We start from the raw sequence: 24,109 nt of genomic DNA, 5'->3' as shown, positions 1-24,109 counted from the left end.
TATGTTATCAAAAAAGACAAAAGAGGCATTATTAGGTCCTCTATCAAAAAATAACCCTGTGTTAATACAGGTACTTGGTATATGTTCGGCACTTGCAGTAACCGCTAAATTAGAACCTGCATTTGTAATGGCTATATCGGTAACAGCAGTATTGGCTTTTGCCAATGTTATAATATCGTTGTTGCGTAATACAATACCTAACAGTATTCGTATCATAGTGCAATTGGTTGTAGTAGCAGCATTGGTAATCATTGTTGATCAAGTATTAAAAGCGTTTGTTTACGATGTAAGCAAACAGTTGTCAGTATTTATCGGCTTAATCATTACAAACTGTATTATTATGGGACGCCTTGAGGCATTTGCAATGGGTAATGGTCCATGGGAATCGTTCTTGGACGGCGTTGGAAACGGACTTGGTTACGGTTTGGTATTGATAATAATAGCCTTCTTCCGTGAGTTGTTAGGCTCAGGAACACTATTCGGTTATCAAGTAATACCCGATTGTGTATATGAGATTGGGTATGCAAACAATGGTTTGATGATTTTGCCTCCTATGGCATTGATAGTTGCAGGATGTATAATCTGGGCACATCGTTCAATGAATAAAGATTTACAAGAAAAATAATAACTATAAAGATTAGAAAAAAATGGAAACACTAAATCTCTTTATTAAGTCTATCTTTATAGACAATATGGTATTTGCCTACTTCTTGGGAATGTGTTCATATTTGGCAGTATCAAAGAATGTGAAAACATCAATGGGATTAGGTATTGCAGTAACTTTTGTGCTTACTATTACCTTGCCAGTAAACTATTTGCTTGAGAACTATATCCTAAAAGCAGGAGCATTGCAATGGTTGGGTGAAGAGTATGCTCAAGTCAATTTAAGTTTCTTATCGTTGATACTGTTCATAGCAGTAGTAGCATCAATGGTGCAATTACTTGAAATGATAATTGAGAAATATTCACCATCGTTATATAATCAACTTGGAATATTCTTGCCACTAATAGCCGTAAACTGTGCAATATTAGGAGGCTCTTTGTTTATGCAACAAAGAGAGTTTGCATCTGCAGGTGAGGCCACAGTATTTGGATTAGGTTCAGGAATAGGATGGTTGTTGGCAATAGTAGGAATTGCGGCAATACGCGAGAAATTATCATACTCAAATATCCCAGCACCACTTCGCGGAATAGGTATTACTTTCATCGTAACAGGTTTGATGGGTATAGCATTTATGAGTTTCTTGGGAATAAAACTTTAATAACGAACAAATAAAATATTATATATATGCAGTTGACAATTTTTTCAGCAGTTATAATATTCTTGATAATCATCCTTTTGTTAGTTGCAATCTTATTGGTTGCAAAAGCAAAGTTGGTGCAATCAGGAGATGTTACAGTAAATATAAATTCCGAGAGAAAAGTAGTAACTTCAGCAGGTTCAAGTTTGCTTAATGTAATGGCAGAGGATAAAATCTTTTTGCCATCGGCATGTGGAGGACAAGGAAACTGCGGTATGTGTAAGTGCCAAGTTGAAGAGGGTGGAGGCGAAATACTTCCAACCGAAGTTGGTTTCTTTAACCGCAAACAGATAAAAGAGAACTATCGTTTGGCTTGTCAGGTTAAAGTTAAAAACGATATGGAGGTTAAAATACCTCAAGAGGTACTCGGTATCAAGAAGTGGGAGTGCGAGGTTGTATCAAACAACAACGTGGCATCATTCATCAAAGAGTTTGTTGTTAAACTACCCGAAGGTGAAACTCTCGATTTCAAATCAGGAAGTTACATACAAATTGATGTACCTAAATATGAGGCTAAATTTGCCGATATGGATATAGATGAAAAATTCCGTGATGAGTGGGATAAGTTCAAAATGTGGGGACTTGTTTCTAAGAATACTGAAGAGACATACCGTGCGTACTCAATGGCCAACCACCCAGCCGAAGGTAATATTGTTATGTTGAATATTCGTATAGCAACACCTCCATTTGATCGTGCAACTGGAACATGGGCTGCGGGAATCAATCCGGGTATCTGTTCATCATACATCTTCTCTCGTAAACCGGGCGATAAAGTTACAGTATCAGGTCCTTACGGAGATTTCCATATCTTGGATACTAAACGTGAGATGTTATACATTGGTGGTGGAGCAGGTATGGCACCACTACGTTCACACCTATTACACCTATTCCATACTCTAAAAACAACTGATCGTAAAATATCATATTGGTATGGAGCGCGTTCACGCCGTGAGATATTCTACGAAGAGGATTTTCGTGCAATAGAGCGTGAATTCCCCAACTTCTCATTCCATATAGCATTGTCTGATCCGCAACCAGAGGATAATTGGACAGGTTACACAGGATTTATTCATCAAGTAATCTATGACAACTATCTTAAGACACACGATGCTCCAGAAGACATTGAGTATTACATGTGTGGTCCCGGTCCTATGGCTAATGCAGTTAAGAAGATGCTTTGGGATTTAGGAGTACCTCGTGAAATGTTGATGTTCGACGACTTTGGAGGATAAATCTTTAATTAGAAATTAGAAATGAGGAATTAGGAGTTAAAATCTTAAATCCTCATTTTTTTATAATCTCTTTTATCCTGACATTCTCTATATTAATAGCGTAAAATATATTTACGCTATTTTTTTGATATTTTTTAAATATTTGTAGAATTTAGCATCTGTTCTATAAAATATCAGAAAAATGAAATATTTAAAATCTATTTTGGTAGCGTTGGCTCTGTTGTTTACCTTGCCAATAATAACAGGTTGTAATAATAACGAAGATGACTCAGGTTTGGCACCCGAAAATCCATATAACGGACACGAATATGTTGATTTAGGATTGAGTGTAAAATGGGCAACTTGTAACATAGGAGCAACCAAGCCTGAAGGTTACGGAGATTACTTTGCATGGGGCGAGACCTTAAGCAAAGCAACTTACGAATGGAGTAACTATAAATGGTGTAATGGTACGAGTGAGGTAATGACCAAATACTGTTTAAGTTCAGAATATGGTCAGGTAGATAATAAAGAGAGCATTGAACTATCAGATGATGCAGCACGAGCAAGTTGGGGAGGAGACTGGCGAATACCCACTGAAACAGAGTTAGAAGAGTTAAGGGTAAAATGTACATGGGAGTGGACAACTAAAAACGGAGTAAACGGATATAAGGTAACAAGTAAGATAAACGGGAACTCAATCTTTTTACCTGCTGCAGGATACTCTTCAAATGAAAATCTGCTTGAAGCAGGAGTCTCTGGAAACTATTGGTCAAACAAACTCGTTGCCACCAATAGCCGTATGGCATCATACGTTTATCTACAATCAGCACAAACAAAAATGAATGAAGGTGTTCGCCGATGCGGACAATCAATACGAGCAGTATGTGGGGAGTCAAATCCTGATGCCACAAGTGCTCAAATATCGGTAACCTCAACAGAGGGCGGAAAAGCAACTGTGTCAGATGATAATGCAGTGTTTGGAGCAGAGATAACACTTACAGCCATACCCGATGATGGATATCACTTTGTTAATTGGACTGTTAATGATAAAGAGGTTTCAAAAGAAAATCCCTATACCGTAACAGCAATGGTGCCAACCCAATATAAAGCAAACTTTAAAAAGAATGGCCTATTAAACGGATATGAATATGTAGATTTGGGTTTAAGTGTAAAATGGGCAACCTGCAATGTAGGAGCAACCACTCCAGAAGAGTCTGGCGATTACTTTGCGTGGGGTGAAACCGTAACCAAAACAACATACGAATGGAGTAACTATAAGTTTGGTAATGGAGAAGAAGGATTATTGACAAAATATTGTACTGATTCAAAATATGGTACAGTAGATAACAAGACCACTCTTGAGCTATCTGATGATGCAGCAAGAGTAAATTGGGGAAAAGGTTGGCGGACACCCACAAAAGCCGAACTTGATGAATTGCAAACAGAGTGTTTGTGGTATTGGTCAAATAAAAATGGAGTAAAAGGATTTCAAGTAAAAAGTAAAATAAACGGAAACTCTATATTCCTTCCGGTCACAGGCTTTTACTATATCAATAGAATTGTATTGGAGGAAGAGGGGGCTTATTTCTCAAGTAATCTAAGTGTAACAAATAGTTGCTATGCTTACTATAATGGCTTTCAATCTAACACGACTTATGTGGGCTCTCTTAAACGATATTATGGACAACCTGTTCGTGCGGTGTGTGAGTAAAAATTAAATACCACGTTTAATCTCATTTATTAGTATTCGGTTGTCAACTTCGTTGCCCCTTCGGGATGGCTGATATAAAGTAATATTCAAATATACGGCAGGTTGTTCAAATGAGCAACTTGCTGTTGTTTTATACTGTTAATATTAACAACGCTAATTAGTTTAATTGCTCTAATGTATATAATTGATTTAACAGCTAAAAAACTATTATTTGTTAAAATATACAAATCAATTAACAAAATAATGGTAAAATTATTATCTTCGCAAAAAACAATAAAACAAGATACTTATGAAGACAAAGATAATTTTACTTTTTTTGCTCATAACATTGCCTCTGTCGGCACAAATATTAGAACCGGTAAAGTGGAATATAACAGAGCAAAAGGTTGATGAGAGTACTTTAGAACTCCATTTTAAAGCAACAATAGAGGAGGGGTGGCATCTCTATTCAAACCAGTTACCAGATGGTGGTCCATTAGCAACAGAGGTAACATATACAACCCTCGAAGGGGTTGAACTATCGGGAGAGTTAGCATCTAACAAAAAGAGCGAAGAAGAGTATGTTGAACTCTTCTCAATGGTACTCAACTTTTTTGAGAAAGAGGTAACATTTGTGCAACGATTAAAAATATTGTCGCCTGACTATAAAATTGAGGGAGCAATAAGATATATGGGTTGCAACAATCTAACATGTCTGACGCCAACTACTGAAGAGTTTGATTTTACATCATTGCAAGGAGGGGTAGTTGAGAGTGTCACATCTCCCGTATCTGTTACATCTTCTTTCTCGTGGACTCCTGTCGTAGATGAACTAAGAGAGATGGAGAGCGAAGAGCAAGAGGACAGGTCGTTACTCTATATCTTTATAGCAGGATTTATTGGCGGACTATTAGCACTTCTAACCCCATGCGTATGGCCTATGATTCCTATGACTGTGAGTTTCTTTTTAAAGCATAGCGGTAATCGCAAAAAGGCAATAAAGAGTGCAGTAATGTATGGTTTTGCCATAGTTATAATATATTTGTTGTTAGGCTTGCTAATAACAACCATATTTGGAGCAAGTGCATTGAACGATCTCTCAACAAACGCATGGTTTAATATATTCTTCTTTCTGTTGCTTGTTGTGTTTGCGGCATCGTTCTTTGGAGCATTTGAATTAACGCTGCCGGCATCGTGGACTACAAAACTTGATGCAAAAGCCGATGCAACAACAGGTTTTGTGAGTATTCTGCTGATGGCATTTACTCTTGCATTGGTGTCATTCTCATGCACAGGACCAATAATTGGTACTCTGCTTGTAGAGGCGGCATCATCGGGAATTACATTAAGTCCTCTACTTGGAATGTTAGGATTTGCAATAGCCTTAGCAATACCCTTTGTGCTGTTTGCCATATTCCCAACAATCATAAAGTCGTTGCCAAGGTCGGGCGGTTGGCTGAATAATGTAAAGGTGGTATTGGCGTTTATTGAGTTGGCATTAGCTCTGAAATTCTTGTCGGTTGCCGATTTGGCGTACGGTTGGAACATTCTGCCTCGCGAAACATTCCTGACTCTTTGGATAGTAATATTCTTCCTGTTAGGTTTGTATCTGTTGGGTGCGATTCAATTTAAACATGATAGTAAACCTAAATATCTTTCGGTTACGCGTCTGTTTCTTGCTATAATTCCATTGGCATTTGCAATATATATGATACCCGGATTATGGGGAGCACCATTAAAGGCAATATCGGCATTTGCACCACCTATGAGTACCCAAACATTCAATGTTTTGCCTCATAATACGGGTGTGCAATTTGATGATTATGACCAAGCAAAGGCATACGCAAAAGAACAAAACAAACCTATGTTTGTTGATTTTACAGGATACGGATGCGTAAATTGTCGTAAAATGGAGGCGGCAGTATTGGCAGATGATAAAGTAAATGATATATTAGAAAAAGAGTATGTAGTGGTAACCTTACATGTTGATGACAAAACTCCACTTTCAACACCTATTGAGATTGAGGAGTATGGGAAAAAAGTGACCTTAAAAACATACGGCGATAAGTGGAGCTATTTGCAACGATATAAATTTGGAGCTAATGCTCAACCCTATTATTTGCTTATATCTCCAAAAGGAAAACCTCTTGCCTCGCCATACGGTTATAACGAGGATGTAGATAATTTTATTAAATTCTTAAAAAAAGGTATAGATAAATAACAATAATAAAAATCGTAAGTTAAAAATATAGTTTTAAATTTTGGAAGTTACGATTAATACACTATATTTGTGTAGTTATTCGGAAAATTATGTCAGAAGGTAGAGAGACTAATATTATAAAACGATTGCAAAATAGTGTAAGTCTATTAAAGGAGAGTTACCTTCAAGTCGTTGAAGACAAGACTGCTGCTGAAACAGAATTGGAATCTTTAAGAGGTGAAGTTGAGGCACTAAAAAGAGAGTTGGCAGAGTCAAAGGCACAACTAAACGACATAAAAGCCAAACAACAAAGACTAATCACAGCTCGAGGATTTGTTGCCGAAGAGGGCGACATTAAGAGTGCCAGATTAAGGGTAAGTAGGTTAGTGCGGGAAATAGACAAATGCATCTCATTACTTAATCAATAGTTCTTAGATGCTATGGAAGATAAATTACGTATAACAATAACTGTTGCAGGAAAACGATTCTCAATGAGCGTCCCTCGAAAAAACGAGGAGATGTATCGTAGAGCGGCTGAACAACTCTCAAAAAAGATAGAGGAATATACTCGCCGTTCTCCCGATATGGCAGAGTCGGATATATTAGCACAAGCGGCCTTTTATATGTCGCTACACCTTCAGTTCTTAAAAGAGTCACATACTCAAGAGATGAAGGCTATAACAGATATATGTGAAGATATAGAGGCAATATTGCCTTCACAAGAATAAACGAAACGTAAAATATAAATATATACCGCACTACGCCATGGCAAGAGATTGCCATTGGGTGGTGCGTTTTTTTTATTAACTATTAAAAAATATAATATGGATAGCAGTATTATTATAATGACAGCAGTAGGAGTGGTTGCGGGAGCAGTGTTGATGCTGTTTATAACAAAAGTGCTTCTTCGCTCAAGAACAAAGAGAATCTTAGAGGAGGCACGTAGTGAGGCTGATGCTCATAAACGTGGGCAAATGTTAGAGGTAAAAGAGAAGTGTATTCAAATGAAGTCAGAGATGGAGCAACAGATAAATGCTCGTTACTCAAAACTTCAATCGGCTGAGTCTAAAGCTCAACAACGCGAATCACAAATCAATCAACAACAACAAGAATTACAACGTAAAAAGAATGAGTTAGAGAATCAAAAAGCAAACTTGGATTCTCAATTAGAGAAGGTAGAAAAGAAAAAAATTGAGGTTGAAAAAATCTACAAAGCACAAGTTGAGAAACTTGAGAAACTATCAGGTTTATCGGCAGAAGAGGCAAAAGAGCGTTTAGTTGAAACTCTAAAAGATGAAGCAAAAACGCAAGCAGCATCATACATAAACGACATTATGGATGAGGCAAAACTAACCGCAAACAAAGAGGCAAAACGAATAGTAATTCAAACAATACAACGCGTTGCAACTGAAACTACAATAGAGAATGCAGTAACAGTATTCCATATTGAATCTGATGAGATGAAAGGAAGAATCATCGGACGTGAAGGCCGCAACATACGTGCCTTAGAGGCAGCAACAGGAATAGAGATAATTGTTGATGATACCCCAGAGGCAATAGTATTGTCAGGATTTGATCCTGTTCGCCGTGAGATAGCACGTTTGGCTCTACACCAACTTGTAACTGACGGACGTATTCACCCGGCACGTATCGAAGAGGTGGTTGCAAAAGTACGTAAACAAATTGAGGATGAAATCATTGAGACAGGAAAACGAACTGCAATAGATTTGGGAATACATGGATTACACCCTGAGTTGATAAGGATGGTAGGAAAGATGAAATATCGTTCATCATACGGACAAAACCTACTACAACACTCACGCGAGACAGCAAACCTATGTGCTGTTATGGCAAGTGAGTTAGGATTAAATCCCAAAAAGGCAAAACGTGCAGGATTGTTACACGATATAGGTAAAGTGCCCGATGATGAGCCAGAACTACCACACGCACTATTAGGAATGAAACTCCTTGAGAAATACAAAGAGACACCTGATATCTGCAATGCAGTAGGAGCACACCACGATGAGGTGGAGATGACATCTCTGTTGGCCCCAATCGTTCAGGTATGCGATGCTATATCAGGAGCAAGACCGGGAGCAAGACGCGAGATTGTTGAGGCTTACATTAAACGTCTAAACGATTTGGAACAATTAGCTCTATCATATCCGGGAGTAACCAAAACATACGCAATACAAGCAGGTCGTGAGTTGCGTGTTGTAGTTGGTGCAGATAAGATAAACGATGTTGAGACCGAAAACTTGTCGGTAGAGATAGCAAAACGCATACAAGATGAGATGACCTATCCGGGACAAGTTAAGATTACTGTAATTCGTGAGACACGTGCAGTAAGTTATGCGAAGTAATCAATAATATTATCACCTATTGTAATTACTTAAATGGACAACAATCAAGAAAACAATATAAAAGATAACGATTCTCCTGTTGTCTGCAATAAAAGATACGGTCGAAATAAGTTAGAGACATTCGATTGGCTCAGCGATGTGCCTGCGGTGGGAACAAAGCAGTGCAACTTAGTTGAAGTTCAATTTAAAAATACCCGCAAGGGATATTACCTAAACTCTCTTAATCTTGATCTCTCAAAGGGTGATATGGTTGCGGTAGAGAGTAATCCGGGTCACGATATTGGAGAGGTAACTCTAACAGGACCATTGGTAATATGCCAAATGAAGAAGGTCGGGTTTAAAACTGATCAAGAGATAAAACGAGTATATCGAAAGGCAAAAGAGACCGATTTGCAGAAGTGGCAAGAGGCAAAATCGTTAGAACACTCAACAATGCTCAGGGCAAGGAAAATTGCCGAAGATCTAAATCTTAATATGAAGATTGGAGATGTTGAGTATCAAGGAGACGGAGCTAAGGCTATATTCTACTACATTGCCGATGATAGAGTGGATTTTCGCCAACTTATTAAGGTATTGGCTGATGCCTTTAAGGTGAGGATAGAGATGAAACAAATCGGAGCAAGACAAGAGGCTGGTCGAATAGGAGGAATAGGCCCTTGTGGACGACAACTATGTTGCTCGGCTTGGATGTCAAGTTTTATCTCTGTATCAACAAGTGCGGCTCGATACCAAGATATATCGCTCAATCCTCAAAAATTGGCTGGACAATGTGCAAAACTGAAATGCTGTATAAATTATGAGATTGATGCATACGTTGAGGGAACAAAACGAATGCCTTCTCGAGAGATAGTATTGCAGACAATTGATGGCGATTATTATCATTTCAAATCGGATATATTCAAACGCGAAATCACCTACTCAACAAGTAAGGAGGTTCCTGCAAACTTAGTGACAATATCTGCATCGCGAGCATTTGAGGTTATATCAATGAATAAACGAGGAGCAAAACCTCAGGCATTGGATAATGTAACTCCTCAAAAAGAGGAGCGAAAAGAGTTCTCAGATGTAGTTGGGCAAGATAGCCTTACACGATTTGATAAAGGAGCAAAAAAGAGAGGTAATAAAAACGGAAAATATCGTAAATCTAATAATTATCATTCAAAAGATAAACCAAAGAATGGTACAAAAGAGTAACTCTATAATATTAAGCATAGCAGCACTAATGGTGTTGCTATGTTATTCTTGTACGCAATCATCAGTAGCACATATCTATAATAGTGTGCCAAAGGATGGATGGAGTAGAGACTCTCTGTTAACATACAATATTCAAATAGATTCGTTAAGCCAAGAGTGCAATATTGATATTGAACTGACTTATAATAACAACTATCCATACAGCAATCTATATCTCTTACTCTCTGTTGCAGATAGTATGGCAAATATCGTATCGTCAGATACGCTTCAGTTACTTCTTGCCGATGAGTATGGCGAGTGGAATGGTGATGGGTGGGGAACAACTTATCAGCAACGCGAAGAGTATAAACGTGCCTTTGAATTTCCCTCATCGGGCAACTATAATATAACAATAGCTCAAGGAATGAGAGGAGAACCTATAAAGGGTATAGAGAGAGTGGGAGTGAAGGTTGATAAAGTGGAGAAATAGAGAAAATAATACACTGTAACACTGATAAAGGTATGGCAACAGAAGTTCAAATATCGGAATTGGCGAGAACTCTCTTCGTGGAGTACTCAGCGGGTGTTGTATGGGCTGATGTAGAGAATACTCAATACTGCTCAGAATTGTGGAGAGAGATTGATGAATTGACCGCAAAAATAAGAACTAATTATACCGTTGCAGATATTAAACAGCTGCCCACAATACACGCAACACGCAATGCCTATAAAATAGCAGGAAAAGATCCCAATCGTTATCGTCCATCGGCTGAGGCACTAATGCGTAGGTTGATTAATGGTAATGACCTATATAAAATATCGACCCTTGTTGATTTAATAAATCTTGTTTCGCTTAAAACGGGATACTCAATAGGGGGATTTGATAACGATAAAATTGTAGGGTGCCCTACTCTTGGAGTAGGAGAGAAAGATGAACAATTTGAAGGGATAGGTCGTGGGCTACTCAATATTGAGGGATTGCCAGTCTATCGCGATGAAATGGGCGGAATTGGAACACCTACAAGCGATGAAGTGCGTACCTCAATAACCTCTACTACAAAAAGAATATTTGTAATAATAAATGCCTATTCAGGCATTGAGGGTTTACAAGATGCAATTGATTTTACCGTAAGTTTGCTAAAAAAATATGCAAATGCCCAAGATATAAGATCTGCAATATTTACGGCAAATCCGTAAAAGAGAGTTACTCTTTTACGAATATTGAAAAGTTTACGCTACCATAAACTCTATGCTCTGAGAAGTAGGGGAGAGATGAAAAGTCAAAATTTCTTGGATGCTCCATAATAAATACACCCCCATCATTAAGAATATCTCTCTCGAGAATTAACGATGGAATCGTATCAAAATTCTTCATATCGTAAGGGGGATCAGCAAAAACAATATCAAACTTCTCGCTACACGATGGTATAAATTTAAATACATCTCCTCTTATCACTTCAATCTCGTTTGCGCCTAAAGTCTCAGCTACCTTCTTTATAAATTTGAACTGAACTGGATAGTTCTCAACCGAAACAACCCTGCTGCAACCACGCGATGCAAATTCAAAACTAACAGCACCAGTGCCAGCAAAGAGGTCAAGAGCCTTCAAGCCCTCAAACTCAATACTGTTGGATAGAACATTAAAAATATTCTCACGAGCAAAATCTGTAGTTGGTCGAGCCTTGATATTAGAGGGAACATCAAATCTTCTCTTTCCGTATTTACCGCTTATGATACGCATAAAAAATCAATCTAAAATTTAGCATAAAATTAGTAAAGAGTTTTCATTAAAAAAACATTTAAGGTAAAAGATATTTTCTTGTAACAACAATTCCTTTATCTAAGATAAAATCTTAATAAAAATAGTTATCTTCGCATTGTTATACGATATAAACTGATGAAGGATAAATTTATAAATAGTCTCTCGCAAAACTTGCCATATACCCCTACCCAAGATCAGGCAATAGTAATGGCAAAACTTGTAACATTTGTTTTTAGAGCAGTAGGTCGCGAGGTGTTTCTGTTAAAAGGATATGCAGGAACGGGAAAGAGTTCGCTTGTGGGGGCATTGGTAAAAACCCTCTCTCAGTACTCAATGAAAAGCGTGCTATTAGCACCCACAGGACGCGCAGCAAAAGTTTTTGGTTTATACGCAAACACTCCGGCATATACAATACATAAAAAGATATACCGACAAAAGAGTTTTTCGCCTGATATGACAGGTTTTACATTAACGGATAATCGCCATAAACAAACACTCTTTATTGTTGATGAGGCATCTATGATAGCCTCCTCTTCCGATACCTCCTCAGATCTGTTAAGTGACTTAATAGAGTATGTCTATTCATCTCCGGGATGTAAACTTGTGCTAATAGGAGATACGGCACAATTGCCTCCGGTAGGTCAAGCAAATACCCCGGCCTTAGAGTCGAGAGTTCTGGAAGAGTATCTTTTGAAGGTGACTGAAGTAACACTCACAGAGGTAATACGTCAAAGTTTAACTTCGGGAATACTCTACAATGCGACTAAACTCCGAGAGATGATGCAAGAGGATTTTCTCTCTACGCCAAAGATAGAGATAGCCTCTTTCTCAGATATTAGAAGCATCACAGGTTATGAGTTGTTAGAGGAGCTTGAGAGTGCATACTCTCGTGACGGAAAAGACCAAACCATAATAGTGACTCGCTCCAACAAGCGAGCAAATATATTTAACGATGGAGTAAGAAACAGAATACTATATCGAGAGGAGGAGTTAGAGTCGGGCGATTTGCTAATGATTGCAAAAAACAACTATTACTGGGGTGAGAAGATAGAGGAGTTAGATTTCATTGCCAATGGCGATGTTGCTCAAGTGTTGCGAGTAAGAGGATATAATGAAATGTATGGATTTCGTTTTGCCGATGTAACACTACGCCTCCTTGATTATGATGTTGATATAGATGCAAAGATAATGCTTGATACTTTGCATCTGGAGTATCCATCTCTCACTCCTGAACTCAACAATCAACTCTTTACAAAGGTAATGGAAGATTATGCCGATGTGAGAACTAAACGAGAGAGAGTGAAACGAGTAAAACTCGACAAATGGTTTAATGCTCTACAAGTAAAATATGCCTATGCCGTAACTTGTCACAAAGCACAAGGTGGTCAGTGGCAGAACGTATTTATAGATATGGGTAATATCTCAGAGGATGCTGTAAGTCTCGATTTTTTCAGGTGGTTATATACTGCATTTACCCGATCAACCGAAAGGCTCTATTTGATAAATACCCCAAAGCACTTTTTAAAAGAGAGAGAAGAGGAGTTATAAGATAGGGCTAAATAGTCGGGCAACAGACTCGGCAATCTTAGAGAATATACTACGTCTGTTCCAACTCTTAATAGAGACTCTTTTACACTCTTTCAAATCTTGCATAAAAATCTCGGCATACCTGCTATTAAACTCTTTATCGTAAATGAAAGCATTAATTTCAAAGTTCTGTTCAAAACTTCTTGAATCAAAGTTTGTTGAGCCAATACTTGTAATCTCATCATCAACAAGAATAGTCTTGGCATGTAGGAAACCCTTTTTGTAAAAATATATCTTAACATTCGACTTCAACATCTCTGCAATATAGGAGCAGCTTGCCTTCTGTAAAAGTTTGGAGTCAGAATGGTAGGGGAGCATAATTCTAACATCAACACCCGAAAGAGCCGCAATTTTAAGAGCATTAATAGCCGCACTATTGGGTAGAAAATATGGAGTTTGAATAAATACCCTTTCGTTGGCGTTGGTAATAATTTTGGAGAACATTAAAAAAATAGATTTATGTTCATCCAAAGGGCCACTGGTCAAAAGTTGAATAGTTGCACCATTAGAGAAATTTTCAGTTTTGGGGAAATAACTGCTATCTGATAGTAACTCTTTAGTGGTAAAGTTCCAATCCACCATAAAAATTGCTTGAAGTTCTTTAACAGCTTCGCCTTCAATTCTGATATGAGTATCTCTCCATTCTCCCCATTTGTCGCCAGTAACATATCTGTCTGCAACGTTCATTCCGCCCACGTAGCCAATAGTACCATCAATAATTGCAACTTTTCGGTGGTTTCTGTAATTGAGTTTATTAGCAAGTTGAGGGAATGTAACTTTAAAGAATGGTTTAGCGTCAATACCCGCTACAATCATACTCTCAAAAAAATCTTTCTCTCGCAAACTCCAACACCCTACATCATCATATAGAACTCTCACCTCAACGCCTTCCGAAGCCTTTTGTATTAGCAACCTTTTAAGCTCGTTGCCAAGATTATCATTCTCTATGATATAATATTGGATATGGATAAAACTTTTAGCATTTTTTATATCATTAAAAAGAATATAATACTTATCTTTACCGCAAGTAAATATATCAATCTTATTATTGATGGTCACTAAAGCACGAGTAAGTTTATGTCCCATGATAATAAGTTGTTGAGTAGTATCTTTGAAATCAGGAATATTAGCGTTGTTAACCAAAATACTATTGTTTACCAAACGTTCTAATTTGCGTTTGCTTCTACGCGAAATCATACGCTGAGAACGCTGGTCTCTGCCAAAAAACAGGTAGAAAATAAACCCAACAATAGGTAAAAGAGTTAATACAGATAACCACGCAATAGTTTTAACAGGATTTCTGTTCTCAGATATTATAAGAATTATAAATATAATATTAAGCAGAATAATGGTGAGGTAGATAAAATTATATATCCACTCTCCTGCATTACTAATTGATAATATAATATTCATATAATAAGAGAAAAAGGTTGATGCAAACTTACGAAAAAAGATATAAATAAAAAATAGAAACAAAGAGTATAAATTAAAAACAAAGAATTATGAAAAAGATTTTCTTACTATTTATGTTGGCAATTATGAGTATGACCTCAATGTCACTATCAGCCAAGGAGATAACACAAGCAACAGATGAAACGTTTGCCAGCGAGATAAAAGAGGGATATGTATTGGTAGATTTTTGGGCAACATGGTGTCCTCCATGTAGAGCATTGGCTCCAATCTTTGCTGATCTATCACAAGAGTTTGCCGGGGAGGTGAAGTTTGTGAAATTAGATGTGGATAGGGCTCCTAAAACCGCCGCTCTATATGGAATAAGATCTATTCCAACACTAATCCTTTTCAAGGATGGTAAACAAGTTCAAAAATGGATAGGGGGTAGAAGTAAAGAAGATTTAAGAATACTTATAAAGGGAGCAATAAGTAAGATGACTGTAAAATAATGTTAAAAATTTTATTTTTCCACAAAAAAGTATTACTTTTGCACCCGTAGAATTTAAAAACTAAGTAAAAAGATGAAAGCATTAACATTTTCAATTGGTGAGAATGCAGGAAAACTTTGGCACGTTTTAGAGGCTAATACTGAAATGAATGTAACTCAATTAAAAGAGAAAACAGGTCTTAAAACAGCAGATTTGTATGCTGCAATAGGATGGTTGGCTCGTGAAGGTAAAATATATTGTCGCGAGGAGAAATCAACACTATATTTCAGCAACAAATTTATTGAAGGATTCTTCGTATTCGGATAATTTTAATTTATCGAAAGATAACAAATAAGAGGTGTTTTCTATTGAATAACACCTCTTATTTTATTATGTTCTGTTATTTATATATAAAATCTTTTTTATAAAGTAAGAACAGCATCTAACTAATAATTCCTCCCTGCTGGGAGAGATAACCAATACCCCTTATCCTACTAAACCAAAGTTTACGATGCGTTTAAATAGTTTATCAAGCCTAAGCTTTAAAATAAGATGTTCGGGTTGAGATAAGTCGGGGTCATTTTCTAACACTCTGCTTGCACAATCTCTTGCCAACTGCAAAATTTGAGCATCGCGAGTAATGTTTGCAATCTTTAAGTTAAAAGCCATTCCGCTCTGTTGAGTTCCCTCCATATCGCCCGGACCTCTCAATTTAAGGTCGGCTTCAGCAATCTCAAAACCATCGTTTGTCTTGCACATAATATCTAAACGTTTGCGAGAGTTTTCGCTAAGTTTGTGTGTGGTTTTAAGAATACAATACGACTGTTCTGCTCCTCTGCCAACTCTACCTCTAAGTTGATGAAGTTGAGCAAGTCCAAACCTCTCGGCATTTTCAATAACCATAACAGATGCATTGGGTACATCTACTCCAACCTCAATAACTGTGGTGGCAACCATAATCTTAGCCTTGCCGGATGCAAATTTCTGCATCTCCTCCTCCTTCTCTGAACTATTCATCTTGCCATGCACCATACATACCTCGTACTCCTTAAACAGGTTCTTAACGTAGTTATAACCCTCTTCAAGATTCTTCAAGTCGCTCTTCTCGCTCTCCTTAATTAAGGGGTAAACAATATATACCTGCCTTCCGGCTTCAATCTGTTTTCTAATACCGCTATACATTTTGTCGGCACCAGAATCAAATCTAAGAATAGTGGAGATAGGTTTTCTACCCGGAGGGAGTTCGTCAATAACCGATACATCCAAATCTCCATACAGAGTCATTGCCAATGTGCGAGGAATAGGAGTTGCGGTCATAACTAAAATATGAGGAGGTTGGTTATTTTTTTTCCAAAGCTTCGATCTCTGAACAACACCAAAGCGGTGTTGCTCATCAACAATAACCAAACCAAGATTCTTGAAAATTACATTATCTTCAATAAGAGCGTGCGTACCAACAATAAAATTAATAGTACCATCTTTTAATCCCTTGTCAATAGCATCTCTTTCGCTTTTCTTTGTTGAACCGGTAAGTAGAGCAATATTAATGTTTAAGCCAGAGAGAAGTCGTTTGATATTCTCATAATGTTGAGTAGCCAGAATTTCAGTGGGAGCCATAATACAGGCCTGAAAATCATTATCAGCAGCAATCAGCATACTCATAATAGCCACGAGAGTTTTGCCACTACCAACATCTCCTTGTAATAATCTGTTCATCTGCTTGCCACTACCCATATCATATCTAATCTCCTTAATAACTCTCTTTTGAGCATTGGTGAGTTCAAAGGGTAGGCAATACTTGTAAAAGTTATTTACATTATCTCCAATTCTCTTAAACTTAAACCCATTCAAACTTCTCTCTCTCAACTTCATATATCGCAGTATGTTAAGTTGAATATAAAAAAGTTCCTCAAATTTAAGTCTGAAACTTGCTTTCTGTAAATCTTCGTTTGACTTTGGGAAGTGTATGTTTCTTAAAGCGTCATTAATATTGACAAGGTTGCACTCTTTTGCCACATCTATCGATATGGTTTCAAAGATAGGAACTTTCAAACTTTTAAAGATGCTCTCAACAAGTTTTGAAATAACTTTGGAGTTAATGAATTTCTTCTTCATCTCTTCGGTGGTACTATAATACCCTTGAAGAGAGTGTTTGCGTTCTGTGACAGGATCAACTTTGTCTATCTCGGGGTGGGCAATAGATATTTTAGAACCATATTGGGCAGGTTTCCCAAATACCGTATATTTAGTTCCAAGTCGGTAGCTCTCTTTAATATATTTTGTACCTTTAAACCAAACTAACTCAATTGTTCCAGTGCCATCCGAGAATGTGGCACTCAATCGTTTTGCTCTGCCTGTTCCAACCTCTTCGTATGAGATAATCTCACCTTCAATCTGAATGTATGGAAAATTACCGTCAATCTCGTTGATTTTAAAAACTTTACTGCGGTCAATATATTTATAAGGAAAGTAGTACAACAAATCTTCGTAAGTTGCAACACCAATCTCTTTTTTTAGAATTTCGGCACGTTTAGGTCCAACGCCGGCAAGAAATTTAATATCGATTTTAGAAAATTCCGACATGGTTTGCTAATAACTCGGCAATAGATAAATCCTTTGCCGAAGTGATTTTAATGTTACTATCTTCTCCCTCTATAATGCTAATTTGCGTGCCATATCTCTCAACAACCGAAGCATCATCTGTGAAGCACTCCTCAAAGGGTAACTCGTATGCCTTCTTAATAATATTACTTTTAAAAACTTGAGGAGTTTGTATTGCTCTATAAGCTTCTCTGTTAACAGAGTGACTTTTACCATCCGCTTCGTTCACAACTCTTAAAGAGTCTGTTACTTTAATGGCGGGGATAACAGCGGAGAAAGTCTCTGCATTTGAGTATAATCTATCAATAAGTTGCTTGGAAATTAACGGACGTACACCGTCATGGATGCCAACAATAGAGTTGTTGTCAATCTCGGTCAAACCATTTTTTACCGATTCCCAACGCGAAGTACCACCCTTGACAAGCTTGTGGGGAGTTGTGAAGTTATATTTTTTGCATAATTCTTGCCAAAGAGAGAAGTGTCCTTCGGGAATAACAACCACAATTTCAAAGGAGTTATCGCTACGGTAGAAGGCTTCAATAGTACGCATTAAGACGGGTTTGTTATTCAAAAGCAAAAACTGTTTTGGAATATCACTTCCAAAACGAGTGCCTTTGCCTCCTGCGACAATAACAACACACCTCTTCATTCTCTATTTATACAGATTCTTTTTAACGTCTTTAATACTATTGTATTTGTTTTCAACAACAATATTTTGGTTTTTATCCATAGCTCCCCATTTTCCATCTTTCTTAAAGATGAATATCTCTTCGTCAAAACACAAAATTTCAAAAACATCAACTGTTACAGCATCATCGCCGTTGTATGAGTTAACAATATTAACCTCAATCAGTTTATCGTTAAAAGCGTAAATATTCTGGTATTCAAAAGGAATAACCTCGTTGCCTTCGCAATCAATGTATCCATATTTACCGCCATATTTGACTTTTGCCATACCATTGCAGAACTCCGATACTTCATTATATTTGAAAGCAATCTTTGTTTCTCCGCTTTTGTTAATGTAGCCCCACTTGCCTGTAAATTTAGCAATGGCCAAACTATCAACAAAATTACCGATAGTATCGTATTTGGCAGGAGCAATATCCATTCCGTATGCGTCAATGTAACCCCATTTAACATTAAGTTTAACAGGAGTTCTTAACTCACTATCGGGTTTACCCAAGTTAACATACATACAAGGAACAATCTCCTCTCCATTAGTGTTTACATATCCCCACATACCCATAGAGTTGACTTTAACCAAACCATTTTCAATCTCTTGGGTATCATCAAAGTTACAAGCAATAATCTCTTTACCGGTTTTGTCGATAAAACCAAACTTGTCATTTATGCTAACTCTTGCATAGTCGCCAATAAACGACTCAATTTGTTGGTATTTTGGGGCAACAATTACAGAACCATTTTTATTAATCAATCCCCATTTCAAACCATCTTTGATTTTGGCAATGTTATTTTCGTCAAACTCAGATATTACAGTATATTTTGCAGGAATAACCTCTTTACCGGTTTTGTCGATATATCCCCATTTGCCATTCTTTTTAACTTTTGCAATATCATCCTTAAAGTCTCCGGCCTCTTGGAATTCAAAATAGGTTACAGTGTTGCAATCAATGTTAATGTAACCCCACGACCATCCATGTTTAACTCTTGCAATACCATCACTAAAAGGCATAGCATAATCGTAATGAGCCTCTGTAATCTTCTTGCCGGTGTTATCGATATATCCGTATTTGCTAAACTCTTTGTATGGGGCTCTACCTTGAGCAAAAGCTCCTAATTGCTCAAAAGCACTATTCGATACTTTCTTACCGCTTTTATTAATAACGTACCACGAAGTTCCCTCTGATATTGTGGCAACACCATCGCTAAAAGGAGTAGCATTGTCATATTTTACCTTGACAACTTCATTGCCTAAGGTGTTGATATAACCCTTTTTTCCGCCAGAGATAACACCTCTTTTATTTGGTGTTCCTCCAATATTGACAATTGCCATTCCATCGCAAAAATCCGATGCATCATCGTATTTAATATCGGTTACATTTTCTCCTTTGTAATTAATATAACCAAATTTATTATTCATCTTAACTTTAAGAATCCCAAACTCCGAAGTAAAGATGATTTCATCGTAGATAGGTGGAACAACCTCTTCGCCTTTCTCATCTATAAGACCATATTTGCCTCCTCTAAGTTTATAGATTTGTTGCATAGTTGGCTCATATACAAATGCGGATGTTGTACTATTATCATATACCCAAATCTTCTCAAAATTTCTCTCTTTTTCTGTGTCGCTCACACCTTTTGGAGTGCCGGTCTTAACCCACTTTGCTCCCATATTAACAACAGCAAAACCATTGTTAAAGTCCCATATAGCATCGTATGCAGGAGCTGTAATTTCGTTGCCGTCAGCATCGCAAACGCCCCATTTCAAATTATTCCAAACTTTGAAATAGCCATCTTTGTAGTCATCAAATTGAGAAAATCCATATCTTGCGTTTACGGATTTTTCTACTGTTGATGCCTCCGATACAAATGCAATTACAAGCGAAAACAATACTAATAGGGAAAATCTTTTTTGGTTCATAATAAATGTTCTTTTTTTAATTATAAATGCAAATATATGCAAAAAAGTGTTTTATACAACTATTTTATATAAATTATACCTATTTAAAGTAAACTTTTTGCACTTTTACACCACTATTATCTTTAACTCTTACAATGTATATACCTTTATTGTATTTGCCAATGTTTACAGACAAAGAACTGTTATTGCTGGTAGAGTTGTGAATACACATACCCGAAACATCATAAATCCATATATGTGCATTACCCTCTATGCCATTAATTGTCAATACCTCGCCATTAACAATGGCAAATAGAGTCTCTTCATTATTTTTGCTCTCCTCAATTCCAATAGTTGTGTTAGGTGTTATAGAGAAAGGACAATCCCAAGATAGGAACGGGTCAAACTTTTGTGTAATATTGGCATTTATATTAACCTTATAACCAAAAGGTGGAATTTCGTTTAATGATATAGTAAATATCTTAGTTGCCTCTTCATTAACATCCAAAGCATTAAGATTAATATTGTTTGTTACGATTGTCAAATATTCATCTTCTGTTGAAAGAGTAATAGTGCTTCTTGCTTGTTGGTTATATTTACCATCATTAACAAATGTAATCTCTATCTCGTTATCTCCAACTTCCATTGCTTCGTTATATACAACCGATTTTATGGCAATATTGTAGTCGGCTTTGTTTGTTGTGGCAGAAACCCACTCTGATAACTCCGATTCGCTACCATTATAAACCGAACTAATCTTATACCAATATTCTGTATTAGGTCTAAGATTTGTATCTGTAAATTGAGTTATTCCATTAACAGTAGTTATAAGTTCGCAATCGCTGTTATATATGTTGTAGCTTTGAACATTTGCAACTGCATCCCAAGAGAGTTTGATGCTCTTCTCATCAATAGCCGTAGCCACAATATTTGAGGGAGCAGGGATAGGATCAGATTTTACCTTAACTGAGAAGTAGCTGTAATTGTTGTATTTAACGTTATCTGAAACATCAATAACACTTTCAAACATTGCATCATCAACAAGTAAAAGATGGAGATCATATCCGTTATTAAGGAGAGTCCACTCTTCTTCGGTAAAGAAGTTTCTGATAGCAACATAAATATCCTTGCCTTCATACTCGCTTAAATCAATAGAGTATTCTTGCCACTCTGTGCCACTTACGTCGTTAATGATCCACTCCTTAATAGTGGTAAAGGAGTCGGCAGAGTTGTTTCCTGTCTCTGAAATAGCAACCCCAAAATGCTGACCATTATAGAAAATATTGTCAGTTCTTACTTTGAATTTAAATTTACTATCTTTGGTGGCTCTTATTTTTGGCGATACTAAATAGTTGTCAATAGGAACGCTATATTCAATCATTGCTATCATACAATATGCTTCGCTTATCAAACAACCTTTGCCCGAATAAACTTCACCTATGTTTTCAACATAATGGCTAACATAATTTGATGAGTGCCACCATGGATGGTCTCTGTCGTCATTACTTGCATCAAAAGTAGTCCAGCCACAGAAACCTTCGTCATAATAGCCATAGTCATTCTTTTCTGTTTCAAATTCATAGATAATATCTTTAACTTGACTGAAGTTATTAGGGGTAGTATAAATATCAAAATTTACTGTTGAGTTGTCAGTAATAGATTTATCTATATTAACGCCAAAACTTACACTCTCTTTGCCTCCTACGCTTAAAGTGTTAATCTCATCACTTTTTTTAATGAAACTAACGTATGGCGAAGTAGAACTTAGTGTAACCGAAGACTTATCGGTAGTAGCAACAGTTCCGTTATTAATCAACTCTACGTCAAACCAAACATCTTCTCCAGCCTCAATAGTCTCAATGGATTTTGAGTTGAAAACAATCTTAGGCTCAGCATCAATCTTTATAACAAGTTCGTCATTCCAAACAAGTTCTCCATCGGTGGTAGTTAGTTTTAAGAGCAGATTATGACCATTAGGAGTGGCAGAATCAATATTTAATGAGAAAGTAATCTCTTTCTCCTCATTGCTGTTTATTATGCCCAAACTTTTAGTGTCATCATTAATAGAAACGTAGTTGTCGTTGGTTGTGAGAATTGTAGTTGTACTCTCGCCACTATTACCCTTGCCAAAGTTTCTAAGAGTCAAACAAATGTCTAATGCGCCTTGATTTGCCTTGGTGGGAGAAAACCCGGTTAATTTAACGAAAGGTTTTTCAATAGAACTCTCAATGCCATTAATAGCATTTAAAGCATCAATACGTCCGGAACCAGTAAGGTTATTTTTCTTGTCTCCTAATTTAACAGCTGTATTCTCAATTATTTCGCAAATCTCGGCAGGCGTTAAGTTGGGATTTTTCTCTAACATAAGAGCCATAACACCTGCAACGCATGGAGTAGCCTGCGATGTGCCTGAGTTAAATTTATATTTGTTGTTTGTATCGTGTTTAAGCGAGTAAATCATATTTCCGGGAGCAACTATGTCGGGGCGTATAAGACCAATATTGTTTTCATTGTAAGCATAGTCGTCCCATTCACTGCCTTGCCATGTTGATGGACCTTGAGAAGAGAAAGATGCATACTCGTCATTGCTGTAAACAGCACCAACGCAAACAATACTCGAGATTCCGCCACTATTCTCCATTTGGTCTTCGTGAATATATGGAGGAGGACAACTTGCCGGAATGTCAATATTATTGGGGACACCTATACTATTGCCGTCATTACCTGCTGCAGCACAAACAATAACACCGGCCTCAAGTACATTCTCAAATGTTTTTCGAAGTGATGTTTTAGCAGCATCGCCAATCTGACTATTCTTAAAACCTAACGACATACTCAATATGTCAGCGCCATTCTCAACGGCAAACTCAACACCCTTAATCATCTGTTCGGGAGTTCCGCCTCCACTTCTGTTTACAATTTTTAAGGTCATCAGTGATGCGTCAGGTGCAATACCTGTTGTGTTTCCCGATGTTCCATCTCCACAAACAATACCTGCACAGTGTGTGCCATGTCCAAAGTCATCTTTAATGTTGCTATTACCTCCAATATCTTTAGAAGCAAAGTTCCATCCGTGAATAATATCGTCAGCAATACCATCACCATCGCAATCAGCATATCCGCTCCATAGGTGGTCGCTTAGGTCGTAATGGTCAAAGTTTGTTCCTGAGTCCAGAACGGCAACAACAACATTCTTTCCGGTATAACCTAATGCCCATACATCATCGGCATTAATCTGAAGAACGTGAGGTGTAGCATTTGTATTATTAGCAAGAGTCTCTGCCAAACTCTCATCTTCCAAATTGTCGCAAATAAGCGTAACTTCTTTGTTTAATCCTATAATGTCAATCTCATCAATAAAAGAAAGAGCCTCAATAACCTCCCTCTTTGCATCGCAGCATATTGAGTTAGAAAGCCAGTGGCAACTGATATTAGCCACGCGGTTTATCTTCTCTTCGCTTTTTAAAAGTTCAAGAATATTTGTTTGAGACTTTTGTGAATGATTTTTAAGTTCATTAATAACAACATCCTTTTTTATTTCAGTATTTTTAATGAGCAGGGTTTTTGATTTTAGTCCCTTTCTGTCTATTTGCGATTTGAAAACAATATTAATGCTTATCATATCATCGCAACGTTGCATTATTAATTGTTGAAGTTCTTGCTCAACTTTGGGTTGGGCTACAATAACAGAAGATAAAAATAGCAAAAATGCTATAAAAAAGGAGTGTTTTTTCATAGTGCTTATATTTTAGTGGCG

20 protein-coding genes are annotated in these 24,109 nt (G+C 37.1%); 14 read left to right on the top strand and 6 right to left on the bottom strand.

Features of this window, described 5'->3' with window-relative positions; translation table 11 throughout:
- Position 1 precedes the first annotated feature (1 nt).
- The 11 genes from IKK64_07790 to IKK64_07740 all read left to right on the top strand — a co-directional run bounded on the left by IKK64_07790 (position 2) and on the right by IKK64_07740 (position 11,138).
- The gene (locus IKK64_07790) at positions 2-625 is read left to right on the top strand and encodes an NADH:ubiquinone reductase (Na(+)-transporting) subunit D (GenBank protein ID MBR4119960.1); all 624 of its coding nucleotides are present in this window, start codon (positions 2-4) and stop codon (positions 623-625) included.
- Positions 626-647: 22 nt separating this feature from the next.
- Complete coding sequence (nqrE, locus tag IKK64_07785; protein ID MBR4119959.1) at positions 648-1,262, top strand: NADH:ubiquinone reductase (Na(+)-transporting) subunit E; 615 nt, start codon at positions 648-650, stop codon at positions 1,260-1,262.
- A gap of 26 nt (positions 1,263-1,288) precedes the next feature.
- Positions 1,289-2,533, top strand: a complete 1,245-nt coding sequence (nqrF, locus tag IKK64_07780) for an NADH:ubiquinone reductase (Na(+)-transporting) subunit F (protein MBR4119958.1) — start codon at positions 1,289-1,291, stop codon at positions 2,531-2,533.
- Positions 2,534-2,714: 181 nt separating this feature from the next.
- Entirely contained in the window at positions 2,715-4,226 is a 1,512-nt protein-coding gene (locus IKK64_07775) for a hypothetical protein (protein ID MBR4119957.1), read from the top strand.
- Between the two features lie 289 nt (positions 4,227-4,515).
- Positions 4,516-6,426 (top strand): thioredoxin family protein, encoded by a 1,911-nt coding sequence (locus IKK64_07770; GenBank protein MBR4119956.1) that lies wholly within the window; start codon positions 4,516-4,518, stop codon positions 6,424-6,426.
- 89 nt (positions 6,427-6,515) lie between these two features.
- Positions 6,516-6,833, top strand: a complete 318-nt coding sequence (locus IKK64_07765; GenBank protein MBR4119955.1) for a DUF5320 domain-containing protein — start codon at positions 6,516-6,518, stop codon at positions 6,831-6,833.
- 12 nt (positions 6,834-6,845) lie between these two features.
- Positions 6,846-7,133, top strand: coding sequence for a cell division protein ZapA (locus tag IKK64_07760; protein ID MBR4119954.1), 288 nt, complete (start codon positions 6,846-6,848; stop codon positions 7,131-7,133).
- 96 nt (positions 7,134-7,229) lie between these two features.
- Positions 7,230-8,768 carry a ribonuclease Y gene (gene rny, locus IKK64_07755; protein ID MBR4119953.1) on the top strand — a complete coding sequence of 513 codons (1,539 nt, stop codon included), beginning with the start codon at positions 7,230-7,232 and terminating at the stop codon, positions 8,766-8,768.
- A gap of 33 nt (positions 8,769-8,801) precedes the next feature.
- On the top strand, positions 8,802-9,962 hold the full coding sequence (locus IKK64_07750; GenBank protein ID MBR4119952.1) for a hypothetical protein: 1,161 nt from the start codon (positions 8,802-8,804) through the stop codon (positions 9,960-9,962).
- Positions 9,946-10,431 (top strand): gliding motility lipoprotein GldH, encoded by a 486-nt coding sequence (locus tag IKK64_07745; GenBank protein MBR4119951.1) that lies wholly within the window; start codon positions 9,946-9,948, stop codon positions 10,429-10,431. Before IKK64_07750 ends, IKK64_07745 begins: the two co-directional genes overlap by 17 nt.
- 32 nt (positions 10,432-10,463) lie before the next feature.
- A complete protein-coding gene (locus IKK64_07740; protein MBR4119950.1) occupies positions 10,464-11,138 on the top strand; it encodes a hypothetical protein in 675 nt (224 codons plus the stop codon).
- Between the two features lie 7 nt (positions 11,139-11,145).
- On the opposite strand, the gene IKK64_07735 is transcribed toward IKK64_07740, so the two are convergent.
- Positions 11,146-11,682 (bottom strand): RsmD family RNA methyltransferase, encoded by a 537-nt coding sequence (locus tag IKK64_07735; protein MBR4119949.1) that lies wholly within the window; start codon positions 11,680-11,682, stop codon positions 11,146-11,148.
- Between the two features lie 156 nt (positions 11,683-11,838).
- Here IKK64_07735 and IKK64_07730 point away from each other — a divergent pair, with 156 nt between their 5' ends.
- Positions 11,839-13,251, top strand: a complete 1,413-nt coding sequence (locus IKK64_07730) for an AAA family ATPase (protein ID MBR4119948.1) — start codon at positions 11,839-11,841, stop codon at positions 13,249-13,251.
- Here IKK64_07730 and cls read toward each other — a convergent pair.
- On the bottom strand, positions 13,246-14,703 hold the full coding sequence (cls, locus tag IKK64_07725) for a cardiolipin synthase (protein MBR4119947.1): 1,458 nt from the start codon (positions 14,701-14,703) through the stop codon (positions 13,246-13,248). The two genes, IKK64_07730 and cls, sit on opposite strands and share 6 nt — an antisense overlap.
- 140 nt (positions 14,704-14,843) lie before the next feature.
- Here cls and trxA point away from each other — a divergent pair, with 140 nt between their 5' ends.
- Complete coding sequence (trxA, locus tag IKK64_07720; protein ID MBR4119946.1) at positions 14,844-15,191, top strand: thioredoxin; 348 nt, start codon at positions 14,844-14,846, stop codon at positions 15,189-15,191.
- Positions 15,192-15,263: 72 nt separating this feature from the next.
- Entirely contained in the window at positions 15,264-15,497 is a 234-nt protein-coding gene (locus tag IKK64_07715) for a winged helix-turn-helix domain-containing protein (protein MBR4119945.1), read from the top strand.
- Positions 15,498-15,656: 159 nt separating this feature from the next.
- Here the strand turns inward: IKK64_07715 and recG are convergent, their stop codons facing one another.
- The 4 genes from recG to IKK64_07695 all read right to left on the bottom strand — a co-directional run bounded on the left by recG (position 15,657) and on the right by IKK64_07695 (position 24,088).
- On the bottom strand, positions 15,657-17,753 hold the full coding sequence (recG, locus tag IKK64_07710; GenBank protein MBR4119944.1) for an ATP-dependent DNA helicase RecG: 2,097 nt from the start codon (positions 17,751-17,753) through the stop codon (positions 15,657-15,659).
- Positions 17,737-18,420: a 2-C-methyl-D-erythritol 4-phosphate cytidylyltransferase gene (locus IKK64_07705; protein ID MBR4119943.1), complete on the bottom strand. Its 684-nt coding sequence runs from the start codon at positions 18,418-18,420 to the stop codon at positions 17,737-17,739. Before IKK64_07705 ends, recG begins: the two co-directional genes overlap by 17 nt.
- 3 nt (positions 18,421-18,423) lie before the next feature.
- On the bottom strand, positions 18,424-20,373 hold the full coding sequence (locus IKK64_07700; GenBank protein ID MBR4119942.1) for a WG repeat-containing protein: 1,950 nt from the start codon (positions 20,371-20,373) through the stop codon (positions 18,424-18,426).
- A gap of 79 nt (positions 20,374-20,452) precedes the next feature.
- Positions 20,453-24,088 carry a S8 family serine peptidase gene (locus IKK64_07695; protein MBR4119941.1) on the bottom strand — a complete coding sequence of 1,212 codons (3,636 nt, stop codon included), beginning with the start codon at positions 24,086-24,088 and terminating at the stop codon, positions 20,453-20,455.
- Positions 24,089-24,109 lie beyond the last annotated feature (21 nt).

Source organism: Bacteroidales bacterium (assembly GCA_017521245.1).
Classification (GTDB): Bacteria; Bacteroidota; Bacteroidia; order Bacteroidales; family G3-4614; genus Caccoplasma_A.
Note: the sequence above shows the minus strand (reverse complement) of the source record. Positions and strands in the feature narration are given on the sequence as shown.